Below are 18575 nucleotides of genomic sequence, written 5' to 3'. Positions count from 1 at the left end.
TCCCTTTTTTGTTTTAATTATAGCAAAGCAAGCCCAAAATGTTATACTTTCAGCAAAAATGTTAAGGTATCGTCATGGAATATCGCTACATCGGTAAGACAGGTTTACGAGTAACCCCTATTTGTATGGGAACGATGAGTTTTGGAAGTTGGAGTGACAAGGCAGAATCCTTTAAAATCCTCGATACTGCGTATGAGCGGGGTATCAACTTTTTTGATACCGCTGAACTTTACCCGGTACCTCCACGCAGTGATTACGCGGGCGAGACGGAGCGTATTATCTCCGAGTGGCTTGCCACCAAACCGCGTGAGAGCATCATCTTAGCGACGAAAATGGCAGGTGCGGCAAACGGTTGGTTTGTACCGCCCATTCGTCACGGCTACACGGCGATCGATCGTTTTCACACACAGAGAGCCGTTGAGGGAAGTTTAAAACGCCTTAAAACCGACTACATCGACCTTTATCAAGTTCATTGGCCTGATGAAATCGTGCCCAAAGAAGAGTCGATGCGTGCACTAGATGAACTGGTCAAAAGCGGAAAAGTACGTTACCTTGGAACATCCAATGACACGACGTATGGACTCACCAAATCCAACACCATCGCACAGTATGAAAAGCTTTCCCGTTTTGAGTCCATTCAAAACAATTTTTCACTGTTAAACCCTCGTTTTCTAGACGAACTTGCCAATGCGTGTCGTAAGGAGAAAGTCTCTCTTTTACCCTATTCTCCCATCGGTGGCGGCGTCTTAAGCGGTAAATACAACCAAGCATTTATCGACCCTAAAACACGTTTTGGTGAATACCTCAATGCAGGCGAAGCGCGACAAAGAGCCATGTATAGCCGATTTGTCAATGAAAAATCACTCGCGGCAACGGCAAAATATATCGAAATCGCTCAAAAATACGGCATGAGCCCTGTAACCTTGGCGGTTGCTTGGAGTATGCATTTTGACTTTGTCGCGTCTACCATTATCGGCGCGCGCTATGCGAGTCAACTTGAAGAGAGTTTCAAAGCCTTTGATCTCAAACTAAGCCCAGAGATATTAAACGAATGTGAGAAAGTTCAAAAAGAGATTTTATACCCTTTGGGGTAAGGAAAGGAGACTTACATGTAAGAAAAAATCCTTACATGTAAGCGTGTGTTTAAGCTTTGGATTTCACAAATTCGGGATAGGCTTCTAAACCGCACTCTTCAACGTCGAGCCCGACGTATTCGTGTTCTTCATCGCTTCGTAGTCCCACGACTTTTTGAATGCCTCTGAAAATAACGTAGGAGAGAGGGAAAACGAACACGCCCGTCACAACGATGCCTTTCAGTTGCGTCGTCAATGAAAAATCGGCAAAAATCGCCACGGCAATCGTACCCCAAATTCCGTTGACCAAATGTACCGACAACGCACCTACCGGATCGTCGATTTGAAGTTTATCGAAAAGCGGTACGGCAAACACGACCAGTGCTCCGCCGATAGCACCGATGAAGATCGGCTCCCAAAGACCTACGACGTCCGCTCCGGCGGTAATGGCAACCAAGCCGCCTAACGCGCCGTTTAAAATCATCGTAATATCCAGTTTTTTATATTGAATATAAACGATGCATGCCGCGACGATCGCTCCGGCAAGTCCTGCGGTATTGGTATTGACGATAATCAATCCTACCAAATCGGCCGCTTCTTTATCGGTTGCAATATGAAACGCGCTTCCGCCGTTAAAGCCGAACCATCCGATCCAAAGTAACATCGCACCGAGCGTCACGAGTGGGATATTCGATGCCGGAATAGCACGAACTTGCCCTTCCTTGCCGTAACGACCTCTTCGTGCGCCCAAAACCAAAATACCCGCTAAAAGTGCCCAGCCTCCCACGGAATGGATGACCGTACAACCGGCAAGATCGTGAACGTCGCTTAAAAAACCTCCGCCCCAAATTGCACGCCCGACGACAGGATAGAGAAATCCACTCATACAGACCGCAAAAATCATAAACGGAATGATGCGAATACGCTCGCTCACGCCGCCGCTCATAATCGAAACGCTTTTACTCACAAACGCCATCTGAAAGAAAAAATAGGCATATGCACTATATCCCTGCGTCGAAACGCCCGAGAGGAAAAAACCGTCTCCGCCGAACATAACGTTGTAGCCCCATAGCAAAAAGACGAACGACGTAATGGCGTACAAAAGTACGTTTCCCGTCAAGACCGCCGAAACGTTTTTACCGCGAACAAGCCCCGCTTCCAACATAGCAAATCCGGGAACCATCAAAATAATTAAAACCGCCGTGAAAAGTAAAAAGAGAGTATCGATAACATACTGAAGATGCGAGAGTTCCATTACACGTGCCCTTAAATAAAATGTAATGGAGGATTGTACAAAAATGCAGGAAGTCCGAGTGATTAAAATTTAATCACTCGACACTCGTTTCTAGATAGCGTCCTCGTTTTCTTCACCGGTTCGAATACGAATAATGCGCTCGACTTCACTTACAAATATCTTTCCATCGCCTATTTTACCGGTCTTTGCGGCTTCGGTAATCGTTGCGATAACTTTGTCTACATTTTCATCAGCTACGACGATGTCGATTTTAATTTTGGGTAAAAAGTCGACCACGTACTCCGCACCTCTGTAAAGTTCGGAATGGCCTTGTTGTCTGCCGTACCCTTTGACTTCATGAACGGTCATACCGGTTACTTCGATGCTTCCCAATGCATCTTTGACCTCTTCTAGTTTGAAAGGTTTAATAATTGCTTCGATCTTTTTCATCCTTATCTCTCCTCGTAACGTTCAAAATTGAGCTATTGTATCTTAAATTATTTTAAATACGCTTTGAGAATTTTTTGTGACTCAAGCGGTCTGTCTTGTCGATCCGTCGCAACGTTTTCCAGTTTTTTGAGTGTTTCTATTCCCTCGACGACCTCTCCAAAAATCGTATGCCTTCCGTTAAGGTGAGGCGTTGGTACGGTCGTAATGAAAAATTGACTTCCGTTCGTATTGCGCCCGGCATTTGCCATCGCTAAAATACCTGCTTTGTCAAAAACGACGTTCGGTTTAAACTCATCCTCAAACGCATGTCCGTAAATCGATTGACCACCCATGCCCGTTCCGGTCGGATCTCCGCCTTGAACCATAAAATTTTTGATAATACGATGAAAGGTGATGCCGTCGTAGTAGCCTTTTTTGACCAAACCCTCGAAATTTTCACACGCTTTGGGTGCAATTTCGGGTTTTAACGCAAAAACGATTTTGCCTTGCGTCGTCTCAAAAACAACTTCATGCGCCGCCGATGCCAAACTCAAAAAACCCAATAACGCCGAAATCACAAATGCTCTTACCATCATAAAGATTCTCCGATCAGTTTCGTATTGCGAAAACGATACATTTTATTTTTGACTTTTTCCAAAATGCCGACTTTAATTAACTGTTGAAACATATGAACCACCGTCGGCTTACTTACGCCGATATTGTCAATAATGTCTTGATATGAACCGTTAAAAATTTTATTTTCGTCCAAGTGGTTAATGATGTACCGTAAGATTTCAATTTTTTTACCTCCGATCAACGCCGCAAGCCCTTCAATAATAAACGAACATCCTTGCAGCTCTTTATTGTGAAGTTTCGGTAACATCGTGGTGTAAATATTGCTAATTAAATCTTTCACGTTAATCGGTTTCATAATAAAGCCGTCTACTTTAAGCGCAATCGCTTCTATCAAATACTCCGTCTCCGTAAATGCCGTCGTGATAATCGCAGGAATCTCGCGTTGATGCTCATTTTTGAGCTTTTTCAGCATTTCGATACCGTTCATATCCGGCATTAAAATATCGGTCACGATAATGTCGATCTCTTTTTCAAGGGCAATTTTTAACCCTTCCGCTCCGTTGTTAGCCAAATAGACTTCTTTGACGAAATCTTTTAAAATCATTTGCGTTTGCGTCTGTACCGATTTTTCGTCTTCGACATACAAAACAACGCAATCTTTTAACCCGTTAAAATCCATTTATGACTCCTCTTGTTTATCTAAAGGGATGACGATCGTAATCATCGCACACTGCTCGTAATGTTGCGCATTTTGAAACGTATAAGCGATGTTCGCTCCGTTGATGGTTCCTTGCATCTGTTTTTCGATAATTTGTTTTGACATGTAAAGCCCGATTCCCGTTCCCGAAGATTTGTGCTTGGTCGTAAAATACGGTTCAAACATCCGGTCTAAAACCTCATCGCAAATGCCGCCGCCGTTGTCGATAACACCGATAAGCGCATTATCGCCCTCTTTCGTGATAGAAACTTCGATCAGTTTCGTAGCAATGCCTCGCTCTTCCAAGGCATCTTTGGCATTGGAGAGCAAATTCATCATGACTTGCGAAAATTCATTAGGATAGCCCCTCACTTCAACGCTTGCACTATCGTATAACAAAATTTCGATCCCCGCTTTTTCGTAATACTCTTTCACGAGATTGATGCTGTATTGAACGATCGATTTGACGCTAAAACGCTCTTCACTGTGATTGGGCTTGAAAAAATTACGAAAATCGTCAATCGTGTGCGACATCAGCGAAGCCAATTCGATACCTTCTTTGACTTGTTTATCGATAAACGCGTCGCTTAGTTCCAATCCCGCCATTCGTTTCATCTGAAAACTCTGAACCACCAAAACGATCGCGTTGAGAGGTTGCCGCCATTGATGGGCGATATTACCGATCATTTCACCCATAGAAGCCAGTCTTGATTGGCGAAACATGATTTGGTCTTTTTTACGGCTTTGTTCGACTTCGTACTGGACTTTGAGTTCCAAATCGCGGTTCAGTTGTTGCAGTTCTTGCGTCTTTTCGTCTACCATCTTGGCAAGTTTCGTATGCAATAAACGAATATTTTGAAGCAACACGATGGCGAGTAAGGCGGCAAAAGCGATCGTACCGATCGTTGCAACCACGATCCATTCAAAAGTATTATCGTAGACTTTTTCAGTTCGAGCGTAACCTTCTTTGGCATTATCAAGATTCATATTGATCAAGCCCGTTAAGTCGATATTAATCGAATAGACGCTTGGATACAGTTCGTTTTGCAAGGTTTCAATCGCTTTAAACGTCTGCTTCGTCTCAAAATAACTGAACATTTTTAATAAAATACCGTCAATCGTGTGGATTTTTTGTTCGATTTTAGACGTGAGAACGTCGTCTTCTTTTGTCGGAAAATGGTTCGGATGGTTTTCTTTAAAAATGCCCCACGAACGCGCCAATTTAATCAACCAATCGCTCTCGTCGATACCCAAACTACTTTTATATTCTTGCAGTTCGATCTGAATCAACTCTTGCGCTAAAGCGATGACGACCTTTCCCTCATGTGCGGAAATATTGCCCTTTTCGATGTCGCGAATCGTATCTAGGATATTGACCGTGTAAATGTCTTTCAAGTTTTCCAATCGAATCGTCGGAAGCATTCGCTTCGTATACAAAATATCGAAATTATTTTTAATACGGTTGATGCTCATATGAGCAAAACTCCCGATAAAAAACATCCCTACGACCATAATCAAAAAAAGAAGCGTTGTTTTTTTAGCAATCGTCATCTCGTCGATGCTACTCATAAAATCATGAAAAGGCGTGCGGGTATCGTTACTCATCGTCTTTTCCTACCGAATAAAAATCATCGTCGACGTATTCGCTCAAATGCACGCGATGCAAGCACTTACAACGTTCGTCCCTGTTTTTAGAGATGCCGTCTTCATCCAGGGTTTTGGAAAACTCCCCCAAAGCCTGAATAAATTGGTCTTTCGTAAATTCCGGCCCTAAGGTTTTAAACACTTCGGCAATCATACGTGCCGCAAAATACCCCTCAAGCGAGACATGGCTTAAACGCTCTTTAGGATAATATTGGCGCATCAACGTACGATAATTTTCAACCTCGTCGACATCGGACGTCCAAGGCGAAGGAACGACTTGCGCGAAGACGATGCCCTCTCCGTTACCTTCCAAAAGATCAATGAGTGGTTTGGGCTCCATAAACGATGAGAGTCCAAAGCGTACTTCTTTTCTGATTTTGTGGCTTTTGCGCGCACGTTTGATAAACTCGGCGGCCGCGTTGGTCGAGCCGATCATCAAAATAACTTCCGGATTGCACTGTTCTATTTCATAAAGCGCATTGCCCACCGAAAGCGTGTTGCGCTTATAGCTGCCCTCTCCTACCAAGACGAGATTGCGCTTAGCAAGTGCGGTTTTAACGCCTTTAAGTCCGGCTCTTCCGTAACTGTCGTTTTGGTAAAAAAGTGCGAATCGCTTGTATTTTTGCTCTTCGGCATAATACTTTACCAAACGTTCGATCTCATCCAAATCGCCGGCGCGTGCGTTTAAGACGATCGGATTGGGAGGATTGCGTAAAAACTCGGCTCCCGAATAAGCACCCACGAACGGAATGCGTTTTTCCACGGCGATGGGAAAAATCGCTTCGGCAACGGGCGTACCGATAATGCCGAAAAGCGCAAAAATTTTCTCTTTTTCAATCAATTCGTTCACGTTTTCCACGGCAATTTTAGGCTCATAACGATCGTCTTTAGCGATAATCTCTATTTTACGACCGTACACGCCGCCTTTATCGTTCAAATTTTTGAGATAAATTTCCGCACCGAGGAGAAATTGGTTACCTACGCTATTAAGCCCGCCGCTAAAAGGACCGCTCATGCCTAAACGTATGATATTACCTTCAAACGTAACATGTGAAAGATAGTAGGGTATAAATAAAAAAGAAGCGACGAGGATCGCTCCGATGAGTCTACGCATCTGGTTTGATGTCCGTAAAAAATATTTTAGCGGCTATAATAGCAATTATTTTTTATAGAAGTGCTTAATTTAGTAAAAAAATATTTACTTAAAGCATTTTTTTGCAAAAAAACATAAAGAGTTAAAAAATGAGATGTAAAATTTGCAATTTCGAAACCGTATTATGGAAAGATCCGCAATACGCGCACGACTATTATACCTGCCCGCATTGCGAAGGTATTTTTCTTGATGCACGGTTTTATCCTTCGTCGGAAACGGAACAAAACATTTACGCGAACCATCACAATTCTTTGGAAAACGAAGGCTACGTGCGTATGTTCGAAAACTTCATCGATTTTTTTTGGGATACTTTACATGCCAAAGAGAGTTTGTTGGATTTCGGTTCCGGTCCGACTCCCGTTTTAAGCGAACTTTTACACAGACGAAACGTCCGCGTCGATTGTTACGACAAATGGTATCAGCCTCAAAAAATCTACACCGATCGAATCTACGACGGCATCACCTCAACCGAAGTTTTCGAACACCTCGACGATCCGATCGCAATTTTAAACGAATTAACTGTACATGTGCATCAAGGCGGAATCGTTGCTTTGATGACGCTGTTTCATCCAAAAACGCAAGCGGATTTTTTTCAATGGTGGTATCGTCGCGATCCGACGCATATTACGTTTTACACACCCAAAACAATCGAAATAATGGCAAAACGGTGTGGCTTTGAAATGATTAAAACTGATGGAAGACGGATAGCGGTTTTAAGGAAAAGGTAGCGTGAGGGCTACCTTTTCCGGTGGTAAATTTTGGATTAACGGTAATAAGGACGATAGTACTCGTCATGATAACGATGAGACGGTCGATCGATCACAATAACTCTCTCTCTGACATACGGTTCTCGATACACGACGGTCGGTCTTGTCTCGTAATAAACGGGACGACTTTCAACGTAAACGGGGCGGTTTTCAACATAGCGAGGTTGTTGTGCGGCATTATTAATCATGCTTCCCAATAAAATAGCGGCTCCCGCACCGATAAGTGCTCCTTGTTCTCTATCACCCCATGCATAAGAGCTTGTACTTGCACTGAGTACCAAAAGGATAGAAACTAAACTCATTTTTACGATTTTCATTGGATACTCCTTTTTAATTTTTACAGTGAAATTCTAGCGTAAAATCGTGAATTATTCGTGAAATTTGAAATTATAGCCGTTGAATCCATCGCCAATAAAACCCAAACACAATGAATCCGACTCCCAAACAACACGTAATCATCCACAACGCCATTCCCCACTCAAAAAGTGCTCCGATCGCAAATGAAACGAGCGTACTCATTCCCATAAAAACCATATCGTTATAGGCAACGACTCTACCGTAATACGCTTCGTGCGTCTCGTACTGTAAAAGCGTATAGGTATACGACCAAAGTGCCGTCGTAAAGAGTCCGCACAAGACGACGCCGAGGAAACTCCAATAAAAATCATGTTGCAACAAACCCCATACGATGATACTTACACCTTGCAACACCAAAGCGTAAAAAAGCGTCTTTTGACTCATCCAGCGTCCCAAGATAAACTGACCCGCTACCAACGAAACGGCACGAGATGCATTGATAAAACCCATCACGAGAGGAATCGACAAAAGATGCTTATACTCGTAATCCGCCAATAAGGCAATCAAAGCATCGTAAGCACTTAACCCGACGCTGGCATGTAAGGCGATCAAGTGCATTAACTTCGGATGCGCTTTGAGATACAAAAATCCGCCGACGATCATCTCTTGAATAGAAAAGAGCGTGTGAACTTTAAGCGTAGGAAGCTTGAGCCCCAAGAGCAGGTAAAATCCGACGCAATACAAAAGCATATCGGCGACAAATGCGCTCGTCGTTCCAAAATAGTGAATATAAAATCCCGCAACAGCCATACCGAGCGCATATGAAATCGACCAAATGATAGAATGAATCTCATTGGCGATTTTAAGGTCGTCGTTTCCTAAGAGCTTCGGCAAAAGCGACATTTCCGTTTGAAAATAGATACTTCCGACGCCCATACGGATAAAAATAAGAGCTAAAAGCCACCACAACATCTCTAAAGAGTCGATAAAGAGTAAGAAAAAAACCGTGACGATCTCAATGATCGTTAAACTTAACATCAATCGTTTCGTGTCGACTTTATCGATAATTGCTCCGCTAAAAGGAGCTAAAAGCATGGAAGGTAAAAACGTAAATGCTGCCGCCGCGCTTAAAGCCCAAACCGGAGCATGCAGTTCGATAAGCAACGTGTAAATCGCCATATGGCTAAACCATGCACCGAAATAACAAATGAGTTGGATCATGCTTAATCGCCGTAATGCCGCATACGAATATAACACGTTAACGTACCGTTTCATTTTTACCTCTTTTTTTCAAAACGCTATTGTATCGCTTTTCCCGCACGAGGGCTATGCCGATTTTATGCTACAATGAAACGGCTAATACCTTCGAAAAAGGAATCGAATATGAAAATTTCAACGCGTATTTTAATCTCTCTGATTCTCTCGTTAAGCTTTCTCGGCGGTTCCATCATTGCTATGACTTACCTCAATACACAAAAAAATGCTCGATTTTTTCTTGAACACTATCAAAAAAGTGCTTATGCGTTTCATGAAAACGAGCTCAAAACCATTATGGATTTAATGCGCCAAACGGCTATGTCTATTTATAATTCCCAAAAAGCCAAGGGCATTAGTGATGAAAAAATCAAAGAAGCTATTTTAGAAAAGCTGAACGATCCTCGCTTTTTTAACGATAAAAGCGGTTATTTTTTTGTCTATCAACAAGACGGGACTAACGTACTTTTACCGACCAATAAAACCTTGGAAGGGAAAAACCTTATCGGATTGAAAGATTCCAAAGGTGTTCCTTTTGTTCAAGAACTTATTCATGCGGCGCAAAGAGGAGGAGGATTGGTCAAATACGAATTCCCCAAAAGCAAAGACGGACAACCTCTTTTAAAATTTGCCTACGCTATGCCTTTTGAACCTTACAACTGGACAATGGGTACGGGTATTTATGTCGATAACGTGGAAAAAGAGATTGCCCTTTTACATAAAGAGATCGACGATACCCTCTCCTCGCAAATCAAAACCTTCTTAGCGATTGCGACCGTCTTAGTGCTTGTAAGCGTTTTTTCAACCGTATTTATTATCAAAAAGACGATTTCAAATCCATTGGTACGATTGATGCAACGAGCCGACAATCTTTCAAGCGGCGAGGGCGATTTGACGCGAAAACTAGACATTATCGGTAACGACGAAATTGCTCAAGCCAGCCGTAGTATTAATGCGTTTATCGAAAAAGTACGCCTACTGATCAGTGAAGCCAAAGGGCTTTCTAACGAGAATTCGTCCATTTCGCACGAACTCTCCTCTACTTCTTTACAAGTCGGACGAGCCGTCGAGACGTCCATGCAAATCGTCGGCGACACCACAACCAAAGCACTCGGTCTTAAAAATGAATTGAGTACGGGCATTCACGAAGCAACAGAGGGGAAAGAGGAGCTTACCAAAGCCAATGCCTTCTTAAAAGACGCAAACCAAGCGATTTTAACGCTCACGCAAGAGATTCAAAACAGTGCCCAAACCGAAATCGAACTAGCACAAAAGATTCAACAACTCAGCCATGACGCCGAACAAGTGAAAGAGGTCTTGGTCGTCATCGGCGATATTGCCGATCAGACCAATTTACTTGCCCTCAATGCCGCCATCGAAGCGGCACGCGCGGGAGAACACGGACGAGGCTTTGCGGTTGTCGCCGATGAAGTGCGCAAGCTTGCCGAGCGTACGCAAAAGAGCCTTCAAGAAATTAATGCGACGATTAACGTTATCGTCCAATCCATCGTCGACAGTAGCGAACGTATGACGAGCAACTCTCAAAAAGTAGAATCGTTAGCGGAAGCGGCAAGCACGGTTGAGGTCAAAATTAACGGTATGTTCTCCGTGATGAACAACGCAACGCTTGTCTCCGATAAAACAACTCAAAATTACCTTAAAACCGGTTCGGACATCGAAACCATGATCGCCAACGTCAATCAAATCAACGATATTTCAAGCCAAAATGCCAGAAGCGTCGAAGAAATTGCCGGCGCGGCAGAGCATCTCAGTCGCATGACCGAAACCTTAAATCTTAAACTCTCGGAGTTTCGAACGTAAGGAATTCCATCGTGCTGAGTGCTGAATTTTCAATTGTTTCGACGGCTATCGTCCTGATCTTCGTTATCGACCCTTTCGGTGCGGTTCCCGTCATTTTATCCATTTTAAAAGACGTTCCTCTTGCAAGGCGTAAAGCCATCATTATGCGTGAGATGCTATTCGGTTTGGCAATTTTAACGCTCTTTTTATTTGCCGGCGAACTCTTTTTAAATATTTTCCACCTTGAAACCGAAGCGGTGCGCATCGCAGGTGCCATTATCTTTTTCGTCATCGGATTAAAGATGATCTTCCCGGGTGATGAGGGCAGTAGCGGGCTGTACGGCTCTTCCAAAGAGCCTTTTATGGTGCCCATCGCCATGCCGCTTATCGCAGGACCTTCCACGCTTGCCACACTTTTAGTGCTGGGTAAATCCCACACCAATGAACTTGGAAGCGTCTTTGCCGCACTGATTTTAGCATGGCTGATCTCCGCACTCATCATGTACCTCTCACCTTTACTCTATAAACTCCTAAGAGATAAAGGACTCTCAGCCCTTGAACGCTTGATGGGCATGCTGCTTTTGATGATGTCCGTACAGATGTTCATCGATGGTATGAGAGGCATTATCCACACGTTTTAGGTTTACATGTAACGCTTTTGCCAGTGCACAAAAGGTTACATGTAAATCCATCTTGACAAAACGGGTACAGGATTTGGCTATTTCACCAAATCCTTATATTCATGTTTGAAATGCTCAACTTTTGGGGAGACAACAAACATGCAATAACCTTGATTGGGGTTGTTTTTAAAATAATTTTGATGGTACGCTTCAGCTTTGTAAAAGACTTCTAAGGGTTTGATCTCCGTTACGATCGGCTTGGTAAATTTACTAGCAAACGCCTTCATAGACGCCTCGGCTTGCGTTTTTTGCGTTTCATTATGGTAAAAAATGACCGAACGGTACTGGGTTCCGACATCGTTACCTTGACGATTCAGTGTGGTGGGATCGTGGATCAGCCAAAAGATTTTCAAAAGTGCCTCATACGAAATGAGCTTAGGATCAAACGTGATTTGTACCACCTCGGCATGCCCGGTATTGCCGCTACACACCTGTTCGTACGTTGGGCTTAACGTTTGTCCGCCGGCATACCCACTGATCACATCGACCACGCCACGCGTCTCTTCAAACACCGCTTCCAAGCACCAAAAACAGCCGCCGCCGAATGTTGCTTTTTCATAAACCACGCTATTCTCCTGTGCATAAAGTATGTGACACATGCCTAAAACAAAGGCTACGACTCGGAACCATTTCATAATGCGCTCCTTTTTGGTACGATTATAACACGGTGCGCTGAAACTTTTCCTCTTACGACCGACATAATCGATTTATGTTATAATACTTCAAAAAAAGAGGTCGTATGAAACAAAAACCCTCTTTGCGCCTTGATATCCAAGAACAAACCGCTCTTGTGCTCTTACAAGGCTCTTGGGTTAAAGAGCGTATAGCCGCTTTATGCAAAACCGACATACCGATCGCACCGTCTCAAACAACGCATTCGTACACGTTTGACTTTTCTGCCGTTACCGATTTTGATACACACGGTATTATGCTGATTTTGCACTTCGCTAAAACATTGGAGAAACACGGTAAAAGCGTCGTTTTTCAAGGCGAAAGCCCTTCCATGCAACAACTCCTACACATTTGCGACACCCATTATCCCCTCGAAGAGATTGAAGACAAAAAAGGCATTTTCATCCTTGATTCTCTTGAAAACGTAGGACGACAAAGCGTCGAAGGATACCGCACGCTCGCCTCGTTTTTTTCGTTCACGGGAGAGCTTATGCATGCATGCGTCGCCGCCGTTCTCAAACCGCTTTCTATTCGATGGAAAGCCACGCTCTATCACATCGAACAAAGCGGAGCCGGAGCTATTCCGATCATTTTACTCACCTCGTTTCTGATCGGTATCGTCATCGCCTACCAAGGAGCGACGCAGCTTGAAAAATTCGGAGCCAATATTTTTATCGTCGAGATGGTAACGATCTCTTCCGTGCGCGAATTAGCCCCTTTACTTACCGCCATCGTCGTAGCGGGGCGAAGCGCATCATCTTACAGCGCGCAAATCGGCGTTATGAAAATTACCGATGAAGTCGATGCCATGCGTTCAATGGGTTTTTCGCCGTGGGATTTTTTGGTATTGCCCCGATTGTTCGCACTGGTTGTTTCGCTTCCTCTGCTTGTTTTTTTTGCCGACATCGTCTCGGTTTTCGGCGGTATGGTCATCGCTTCCACCAAGCTTGACGTGAGCTTTGTCGAATTTATCGATCGAATCAAACAAACCGTCGCGCTCAAACATCTCGTGATCGGATTCATCAAAGCACCTATTTTTGGAGCGATTATCGCGACGATCGGATGTTTTCGCGGATTTCAAATCGATAGTAGCACCGAAAGCGTCGGCAAATACACGACGATTAGCGTCGTTAACGCTATTTTTTGGGTTATCGCCGTCGATGCGTTAATTTCGGTTTTACTGACGGAGATGGGATTGTGAAAGAGCGCATCGTCGTCGAAGCCAAAGATATTATTACCCGCTTTGGGGAACATACGATCCATAACGGCGTGAGTTTCAAAATCCAACAAGGCGAAATTTTCGGACTTTTAGGCGGTAGCGGTAGCGGTAAAACGACGTTGCTTCGAGAGATGATTATGCTTCAAAAGATCCAAGGCGGGCAGATGAAAGTGCTAGGCGTCGACGTCTCCAAAGCCTCACATGTACAAGCACAAAAGCTCATGCGTCAATGGGGCATTTTGTTTCAATTCGGCGCACTCTTTACGTCACTAACCGTGTTAGAAAATGTTATGATAGCGATGCGCGAATATACGAATCTTCCGGATTGGATTATTCAAGAATCCGCACGCATGAAACTTTCTATGGTGGGACTTCCGACAAAAGTCGCTACGATGTTTCCCTCCGAACTGAGCGGAGGTATGAAAAAAAGAGCGGGTTTGGCGCGGGCGTTAGCCTTAGACCCTAAACTTCTTTTTTTGGACGAGCCGACGTCGGGGCTAGACCCTAAAAGCGCACGCGCGTTTGACGAACTCATCGCAACCTTGCGAAGAACGCTCGGTATCAGCGTCGTCATGGTCACACACGATAAAGATACGATTAAAAACGTATTGGATCGTTTTATTATTTTGGGCAATCAAAAAGTACGGTTCGAGGGTTCAATGGAAACATTGCGTCAAACGACCGACGAAGAGCTCAAAAATTTTTTAAATTGAGGGGAAGATGGAAAATCGCTTAAGTTATATCTTGGTAGGTCTCTTTCTGTTTGTCTTGCTGATCGGCGGCGTCGTTTCTATTTTGTGGCTGGGAAACTATTCGGAAAAGGGTAACTTTAAATTTTACAAGATCGCAACGAAAGAATCGGTATCGGGACTCAACGACAAAGCCCCCGTCAAATTTAAAGGTGTTCAAGTCGGAGAGGTTCGCGGCATCGCTATTAACCATAAAAATGCCGAAGAAGTCTTGGTCACGATTCGTATTCAAGAAGACGTTCCCGTCAAAGAAAACACCTACGCATTGATCGAAGCGCAAGGTATTACGGGCTTAAGCTACATTCAACTCCAAGGCGGTACGAACGACGCCAAAGAACTTAAAACAAACTCCAATCCGGAAGAGTACGCGCTCATTCCGTCGTATCCTTCCACTTTTTCAAGGCTCGATAAAACCGTGACGTCTTTAAGTGAAAAAGCCGAGGTTATTTTTAGCCGTATCGAACAAGTTATGAGCGATAAAAATATTAAAAATATTGAAGCCATTATTGAAAACAGTGCTAAAATTACCGAATCTACCAGTAAAACCTTAGCCAATCTCGAAGCGCATAACAAAGAGATCAATCGTCTTTTAGCAGAATCCGTCGCAGCGGTTCAGGGGATTAAAGAGATGTCCTATTCGTTAACCCGTGCGGTCGATACGACGGGCATAGAAACGATGAAAGGCATTAAAGACGCCTCTATAAGCGTCAAAAACGTGATGGGCGGATTGCATCAAAAAATCGATTCGGGAGCGTTCGACGTTAAAGAGACGCTCATGCCTTTGCAAAGTACGTTATACGATTTAGAAGTCGTACTTGCCGAAACAAAAGAGCTGATCGCAAACTTAAAAGACAGTCCGAGCGATCTTTTATTTAAAGCCGAGACCGTTGCTCCGGCACCTCACGAACGCTAAACCAAAGGAGTTAATATGAAAATAGTCGGATTTTTGAGCTTAGTCTTCATGCTCTTAGGCCTCAGCGGTTGTAGCCTCAAAGAGACGAATCTAAAGCCTTACACCTATTCTTTAGAACCTATGCTCAATCTTACGCGCGCCAGTACCCCTACGCACGACGTTTTAAAGATCGCGCGCATCGATGCTCCAAGCGGACTGAACAGCCGTGCGATTCTTTACAAACAAGAAGGGGCGATGCTCCCTTATAAATACGGTACGTGGAGCGAAACGCCTCCGCTCAAACTCCAATACCTCATCGCCGAAGCCCTTCAAGATCAAAATCATTTTGAATCGGTTATCTCCGGTACCTCAATGGCATCGAATAACTTGGTACTTGAATCCGTTTTACAAAATTTCGAAGAGGTTTTCGATGCTAACGATAATTCTTATGTTTACGTCAATATCCGCTTCCGCTTAATCGATATTAAAAGCGGTAACGTACTCGGTACGACACGTATCGCTTCGAAAAAAACCGTGACGAAACAAAACGGAGCCGAAGGTACGGTCGAAGCCTTTAATCTTGCTACCAAAGAGCTTATCGAGCACCTCGCCGCATGGATCAATACGGTACGGTAAACACGATGAAACGATTTTTCTCTCTTCTCGCGTTGAGCGTGTCTTTACTCATCGCAAAAGCCGATTTTAGCGAGATGAGCACCGAAGAGCTCATTGCGCTGATCGGTTACGTCGATGCGGAAAAAGAAGAACCTTTCTACCGTGAACTTGAAAAACGCGTTTCGCAAATGGACGAAGCGCAAAAAACACTTTACGAAAACGACCAATCCCAAAGGCGCAAAGATGCCCAAAGCCAAACTCCTACTCCTTGAAGACGATACCAGTCTTAGCGAGACCGTATGCGAATTTTTAGTCTCAAAAGACTACGACGTCATACCGGTTTACGACGGCAAAGAGGCGGAAGTTGCAATTTACGAAACGCGTTTCGATCTTTTATTGCTCGACGTGAACGTTCCTTTGCTAAACGGTTTTCAGCTCCTCTCTAGGCTCCGCTTGGAAGGTAAAACGACACCGGCTATTTTTCTCACCTCGTTAAATGCGATCGAAGACGTCGAAGAGGGTTATGAAAGCGGTTGCGACGATTATCTGCGCAAACCTTTTGCGCTTAAAGAACTCTTGTTTCGCATCGAAACCTTGTTAAAACGTGAATTTTTTCATACGCCTCAAGCACGCTTACGCATCGATGAACATGTCGAGTACGATACCGCGACGCATCAGCTTTATATCGATCAAAAAATCGTACAGTTGCAAAACAAAGAAGCCAAACTTCTAAAGCTTTTTTTGCAAAAAAAGAACGAAATTATCAGCCATGAAACATTGATGGAACATTTATGGGATTTTGAGGAAACCGGCAGTGACGAAACCCTTCGCACCTACATTAAAAACTTACGCAAAATTATAGGGAAAGAGCGCATTGTTAGTCTTAAAAAACTGGGATACAAATTTACGCTCGCGTGAGAAAAAGACGCTTTGGTCGTTTCTTTTTCTCTATGCTTTTTTGGTGCTTATTAGCCTTTTTTTTGTTGCATTTTTGTACTACGACCTCCAACGAGAGCTCTTTTTACAACACCAAAAAGAAGCCCTTTCCAATCTGACCAACGAACAGATTAACCGTTTAAAAACCTTACATGTTAACTTTGACAAAGAGCGTCTTTATCCACGCGACGAACGGTTTAACTCGGCCATCTACGACAGCGGTTTGCATGAAATCTTTTCGACTTTACGTTCGCAAAACGTCAATCTTTACGACGATATTTATATCAAAGAGCATAAAATCTACTTTATCAAAGAGCTAGAGTCTTACTACCTCGGCGCACGTTACATCGCACTGGAAGTACCCGAGCCTGCACATTGGGATAAGAAGATTTACCGCACGCTTTTTCTCTACGGCGGTATTATTTTTGCCCTTACGGTATTGATCGGTTATTTTTTATTGAAACTCTTATTGCGCCCAATGCGAGATGCTATCTCGTTACTGGATCGTTTCATCAAAGATACGACGCACGAACTCAACACGCCGGTCAATACGATTCTCTCGAATATCGAGATGATCGATCCGAAACAACTCGATCCGTCACTTCTGAAAAAAATTAACCGTATTACGATCGCATCCAAAACCATCTCAAATTTATACGACGATTTAACCTACTTAATCCTTTCGCACCGCTTATCGTCTCATGACGAAACCGTTGATCTTAAACTATTGCTTGAAGAACGACTGGAATACTTCTCTTTGCTCTGCGAATCAAAAAAAATTCGTGTCGGCACGTGCCTAGAAGCAAACGTCGTTATGTCGATCGATCGTAAAAAAATCACGAAATTGCTCGACAATATTCTCTCCAATGCCGTTAAATACAATAACATCGGCGGAACGATTGACGTCGAGCTCCACGATAAACTGATCCGAATTAGCGATAGCGGACGCGGTATGGACGCATCAAAAACTAAACATGCGTTTGAACGTTACGTTCGATTCGATCGAAGCGTGGGCGGATTTGGCATCGGACTGAGTATCGTAGCCGCGATCGCTAAGGAGTACGGACTCAACGTCGATATCGAATCCAAACGCAACGAAGGTACGAAAGTGAGTATTTCATGGTAAAAGGAGTCGGTCTCTTTTGCATCTGCATCGCATTAGCTTTTGGCAGCGAAAGCGTCTATGAGCGTCATTGCGTGCCTTGTCATAAAGAGATGCCGGTCAAAATCGACAAATTTTTTTATCGCTATTTATTAAAATACAGCAGTGAAACCGAAGTCAAACGCGCTATGACGCACTATCTCAAGAATCCCACAAAAGAGACTTCGATCCTCACCGACGGATTGATTAACCGTTTCGGCGTCAAGAAAAAAACGACGCTCAGCGATGCAGCCTTAAGTGAAGCTTTAGATACCTATTGGGAAACGTATAAAGTTTTCAATAAATTGAAATAGTAACACTTTTGTTTCACTATAAATTCACTTTTTTTGTATATAATAACGTTAATTATTTAATAAGGAGTCACTATGAAAAAGGTCTTAGTCTTGGCTAGCATTTTATGCGCTACCTCAATTTTTGCCGCCGATGGGGCAACACTTTATAAAACCTGTGCTACATGTCACGGTGCAAAAGCGGAAAAAGCCGCTTTGAACAAATCTCAGATTATTGCCGGATGGAGTGCCGATAAAATCGCCGCTGCGCTCAACGGTTATAAAGCGGGTACTTACGGTGGTCCTTTGAAAGCAACGATGGTAGGACAAGTTAAAAATCTTGATGCCGATGCGATCACTGCACTATCCAAATACATCGAAGGTCTTAAATAACATTACATTGTGCCTTCTTTGTCTTCCAAAGAGGCACGTTTCTTCAACGAAAGCCGATACGCCG

23 protein-coding genes are annotated in these 18575 nt (G+C 43.6%); 14 read left to right on the top strand and 9 right to left on the bottom strand.

What is annotated here, in order from left to right; translation table 11 throughout:
• Positions 1–74 precede the first annotated feature (74 nt).
• On the top strand, positions 75–1094 hold the full coding sequence (locus OA34_RS00510; protein WP_039671877.1) for an aldo/keto reductase: 1020 nt from the start codon (positions 75–77) through the stop codon (positions 1092–1094).
• A gap of 49 nt (positions 1095–1143) precedes the next feature.
• Here OA34_RS00510 and OA34_RS00505 read toward each other — a convergent pair whose 3' ends face one another.
• The 6 genes from OA34_RS00505 to OA34_RS00480 all read right to left on the bottom strand — a co-directional run bounded on the left by OA34_RS00505 (position 1144) and on the right by OA34_RS00480 (position 6767).
• Positions 1144–2328, bottom strand: coding sequence for an ammonium transporter (locus OA34_RS00505; RefSeq protein WP_039671876.1), 1185 nt, complete (start codon positions 2326–2328; stop codon positions 1144–1146).
• Between the two features lie 90 nt (positions 2329–2418).
• Positions 2419–2757: a P-II family nitrogen regulator gene (locus OA34_RS00500; RefSeq protein ID WP_039671875.1), complete on the bottom strand. Its 339-nt coding sequence runs from the start codon at positions 2755–2757 to the stop codon at positions 2419–2421.
• A 47-nt stretch (positions 2758–2804) separates the two neighbouring features.
• The gene (locus OA34_RS00495) at positions 2805–3329 is read right to left on the bottom strand and encodes a peptidylprolyl isomerase (protein WP_039672436.1); all 525 of its coding nucleotides are present in this window, start codon (positions 3327–3329) and stop codon (positions 2805–2807) included.
• Positions 3329–3991: a response regulator gene (locus OA34_RS00490; RefSeq protein WP_039671874.1), complete on the bottom strand. Its 663-nt coding sequence runs from the start codon at positions 3989–3991 to the stop codon at positions 3329–3331. Before OA34_RS00490 ends, OA34_RS00495 begins: the two co-directional genes overlap by 1 nt.
• Positions 3992–5614 (bottom strand): sensor histidine kinase, encoded by a 1623-nt coding sequence (locus OA34_RS00485; protein WP_039671873.1) that lies wholly within the window; start codon positions 5612–5614, stop codon positions 3992–3994.
• The gene (locus OA34_RS00480; protein WP_039671872.1) at positions 5607–6767 is read right to left on the bottom strand and encodes an ABC transporter substrate-binding protein; all 1161 of its coding nucleotides are present in this window, start codon (positions 6765–6767) and stop codon (positions 5607–5609) included. Before OA34_RS00480 ends, OA34_RS00485 begins: the two co-directional genes overlap by 8 nt.
• A 128-nt stretch (positions 6768–6895) precedes the next feature.
• On the opposite strand from OA34_RS00480, the gene OA34_RS00475 reads away from it, so the two are divergent.
• Positions 6896–7534, top strand: a complete 639-nt coding sequence (locus OA34_RS00475; RefSeq protein ID WP_286682776.1) for a class I SAM-dependent methyltransferase — start codon at positions 6896–6898, stop codon at positions 7532–7534.
• Positions 7535–7569: 35 nt separating this feature from the next.
• On the opposite strand, the gene OA34_RS00470 is transcribed toward OA34_RS00475, so the two are convergent.
• Positions 7570–7890: a hypothetical protein gene (locus OA34_RS00470; RefSeq protein WP_286682775.1), complete on the bottom strand. Its 321-nt coding sequence runs from the start codon at positions 7888–7890 to the stop codon at positions 7570–7572.
• Between the two features lie 70 nt (positions 7891–7960).
• The gene (locus OA34_RS00465) at positions 7961–9091 is read right to left on the bottom strand and encodes an MFS transporter (RefSeq protein ID WP_286682774.1); all 1131 of its coding nucleotides are present in this window, start codon (positions 9089–9091) and stop codon (positions 7961–7963) included.
• On the opposite strand from OA34_RS00465, the gene OA34_RS13410 reads away from it, so the two are divergent.
• From OA34_RS13410 to OA34_RS00455, 3 genes are read left to right on the top strand one after another with little or no spacing between them, the layout of a single operon-like run.
• Positions 9090–9221 (top strand): hypothetical protein, encoded by a 132-nt coding sequence (locus tag OA34_RS13410; protein ID WP_286682773.1) that lies wholly within the window; start codon positions 9090–9092, stop codon positions 9219–9221. The genes OA34_RS00465 and OA34_RS13410 overlap by 2 nt on opposite strands.
• A gap of 32 nt (positions 9222–9253) precedes the next feature.
• Positions 9254–10945 (top strand): methyl-accepting chemotaxis protein, encoded by a 1692-nt coding sequence (locus OA34_RS00460; protein ID WP_039671870.1) that lies wholly within the window; start codon positions 9254–9256, stop codon positions 10943–10945.
• A gap of 11 nt (positions 10946–10956) precedes the next feature.
• The gene (locus OA34_RS00455) at positions 10957–11565 is read left to right on the top strand and encodes a MarC family protein (protein ID WP_254376901.1); all 609 of its coding nucleotides are present in this window, start codon (positions 10957–10959) and stop codon (positions 11563–11565) included.
• 77 nt (positions 11566–11642) lie between these two features.
• Here OA34_RS00455 and msrA read toward each other — a convergent pair whose 3' ends face one another.
• Positions 11643–12203, bottom strand: coding sequence for a peptide-methionine (S)-S-oxide reductase MsrA (gene msrA, locus OA34_RS00450; protein ID WP_286682823.1), 561 nt, complete (start codon positions 12201–12203; stop codon positions 11643–11645).
• Between the two features lie 140 nt (positions 12204–12343).
• On the opposite strand from msrA, the gene OA34_RS00445 reads away from it, so the two are divergent.
• The 9 genes from OA34_RS00445 to OA34_RS00405 all read left to right on the top strand — a co-directional run bounded on the left by OA34_RS00445 (position 12344) and on the right by OA34_RS00405 (position 18511).
• Positions 12344–13477, top strand: coding sequence for an ABC transporter permease (locus tag OA34_RS00445; protein ID WP_039671869.1), 1134 nt, complete (start codon positions 12344–12346; stop codon positions 13475–13477).
• Positions 13478–13485: 8 nt separating this feature from the next.
• Positions 13486–14208 (top strand): ABC transporter ATP-binding protein, encoded by a 723-nt coding sequence (locus OA34_RS00440; RefSeq protein WP_039672431.1) that lies wholly within the window; start codon positions 13486–13488, stop codon positions 14206–14208.
• 7 nt (positions 14209–14215) lie between these two features.
• Positions 14216–15157 carry an MlaD family protein gene (locus OA34_RS00435; protein ID WP_039671868.1) on the top strand — a complete coding sequence of 314 codons (942 nt, stop codon included), beginning with the start codon at positions 14216–14218 and terminating at the stop codon, positions 15155–15157.
• A gap of 15 nt (positions 15158–15172) precedes the next feature.
• Positions 15173–15772 carry an ABC-type transport auxiliary lipoprotein family protein gene (locus OA34_RS00430; RefSeq protein ID WP_039671867.1) on the top strand — a complete coding sequence of 200 codons (600 nt, stop codon included), beginning with the start codon at positions 15173–15175 and terminating at the stop codon, positions 15770–15772.
• 5 nt (positions 15773–15777) lie between these two features.
• A complete protein-coding gene (locus tag OA34_RS00425; RefSeq protein WP_039672430.1) occupies positions 15778–16023 on the top strand; it encodes a DUF1104 domain-containing protein in 246 nt (81 codons plus the stop codon).
• The gene (locus OA34_RS00420) at positions 15995–16669 is read left to right on the top strand and encodes a response regulator transcription factor (protein ID WP_039671866.1); all 675 of its coding nucleotides are present in this window, start codon (positions 15995–15997) and stop codon (positions 16667–16669) included. The genes OA34_RS00425 and OA34_RS00420 overlap by 29 nt, the downstream gene beginning before the upstream one ends.
• Positions 16626–17813: a sensor histidine kinase gene (locus OA34_RS00415; RefSeq protein ID WP_039671865.1), complete on the top strand. Its 1188-nt coding sequence runs from the start codon at positions 16626–16628 to the stop codon at positions 17811–17813. The genes OA34_RS00420 and OA34_RS00415 overlap by 44 nt, the downstream gene beginning before the upstream one ends.
• Positions 17807–18142: a hypothetical protein gene (locus tag OA34_RS00410; protein WP_286682772.1), complete on the top strand. Its 336-nt coding sequence runs from the start codon at positions 17807–17809 to the stop codon at positions 18140–18142. The genes OA34_RS00415 and OA34_RS00410 overlap by 7 nt, the downstream gene beginning before the upstream one ends.
• 72 nt (positions 18143–18214) lie before the next feature.
• On the top strand, positions 18215–18511 hold the full coding sequence (locus tag OA34_RS00405; RefSeq protein ID WP_039671864.1) for a c-type cytochrome: 297 nt from the start codon (positions 18215–18217) through the stop codon (positions 18509–18511).
• Positions 18512–18575: the final 64 nt, after the last annotated feature.

The organism is Sulfurospirillum sp. MES, assembly GCF_000789415.1.
In the GTDB taxonomy this organism is placed as follows: domain Bacteria; phylum Campylobacterota; class Campylobacteria; order Campylobacterales; family Sulfurospirillaceae; genus Sulfurospirillum; species Sulfurospirillum cavolei.
This window is presented reverse-complemented; position numbering and strand designations above follow the sequence as displayed.

What these genes read in the sequence shown, in the direction of transcription:
- OA34_RS00510 (WP_039671877.1), top strand. Translation starts at nt 75, where the DNA reads ATGGAATATCGCTACATCGGTAAGACAGGTTTACGAGTAACCCCTATT.
- OA34_RS00505 (WP_039671876.1), bottom strand. Translation starts at nt 2,328, where the DNA reads ATGGAACTCTCGCATCTTCAGTATGTTATCGATACTCTCTTTTTACTT.
- OA34_RS00500 (WP_039671875.1), bottom strand. Translation starts at nt 2,757, where the DNA reads ATGAAAAAGATCGAAGCAATTATTAAACCTTTCAAACTAGAAGAGGTC.
- OA34_RS00495 (WP_039672436.1), bottom strand. Translation starts at nt 3,329, where the DNA reads ATGGTAAGAGCATTTGTGATTTCGGCGTTATTGGGTTTTTTGAGTTTG.
- OA34_RS00490 (WP_039671874.1), bottom strand. Translation starts at nt 3,991, where the DNA reads ATGGATTTTAACGGGTTAAAAGATTGCGTTGTTTTGTATGTCGAAGAC.
- OA34_RS00485 (WP_039671873.1), bottom strand. Translation starts at nt 5,614, where the DNA reads ATGAGTAACGATACCCGCACGCCTTTTCATGATTTTATGAGTAGCATC.
- OA34_RS00480 (WP_039671872.1), bottom strand. Translation starts at nt 6,767, where the DNA reads ATGCGTAGACTCATCGGAGCGATCCTCGTCGCTTCTTTTTTATTTATA.
- OA34_RS00475 (WP_286682776.1), top strand. Translation starts at nt 6,896, where the DNA reads ATGAGATGTAAAATTTGCAATTTCGAAACCGTATTATGGAAAGATCCG.
- OA34_RS00470 (WP_286682775.1), bottom strand. Translation starts at nt 7,890, where the DNA reads ATGAAAATCGTAAAAATGAGTTTAGTTTCTATCCTTTTGGTACTCAGT.
- OA34_RS13410 (WP_286682773.1), top strand. Translation starts at nt 9,090, where the DNA reads ATGCTTAATCGCCGTAATGCCGCATACGAATATAACACGTTAACGTAC.
- OA34_RS00465 (WP_286682774.1), bottom strand. Translation starts at nt 9,091, where the DNA reads ATGATCCAACTCATTTGTTATTTCGGTGCATGGTTTAGCCATATGGCG.
- OA34_RS00460 (WP_039671870.1), top strand. Translation starts at nt 9,254, where the DNA reads ATGAAAATTTCAACGCGTATTTTAATCTCTCTGATTCTCTCGTTAAGC.
- msrA (WP_286682823.1), bottom strand. Translation starts at nt 12,203, where the DNA reads ATGTGTCACATACTTTATGCACAGGAGAATAGCGTGGTTTATGAAAAA.
- OA34_RS00445 (WP_039671869.1), top strand. Translation starts at nt 12,344, where the DNA reads ATGAAACAAAAACCCTCTTTGCGCCTTGATATCCAAGAACAAACCGCT.
- OA34_RS00435 (WP_039671868.1), top strand. Translation starts at nt 14,216, where the DNA reads ATGGAAAATCGCTTAAGTTATATCTTGGTAGGTCTCTTTCTGTTTGTC.
- OA34_RS00430 (WP_039671867.1), top strand. Translation starts at nt 15,173, where the DNA reads ATGAAAATAGTCGGATTTTTGAGCTTAGTCTTCATGCTCTTAGGCCTC.
- OA34_RS00425 (WP_039672430.1), top strand. Translation starts at nt 15,778, where the DNA reads ATGAAACGATTTTTCTCTCTTCTCGCGTTGAGCGTGTCTTTACTCATC.
- OA34_RS00420 (WP_039671866.1), top strand. Translation starts at nt 15,995, where the DNA reads ATGCCCAAAGCCAAACTCCTACTCCTTGAAGACGATACCAGTCTTAGC.
- OA34_RS00410 (WP_286682772.1), top strand. Translation starts at nt 17,807, where the DNA reads ATGGTAAAAGGAGTCGGTCTCTTTTGCATCTGCATCGCATTAGCTTTT.
- OA34_RS00405 (WP_039671864.1), top strand. Translation starts at nt 18,215, where the DNA reads ATGAAAAAGGTCTTAGTCTTGGCTAGCATTTTATGCGCTACCTCAATT.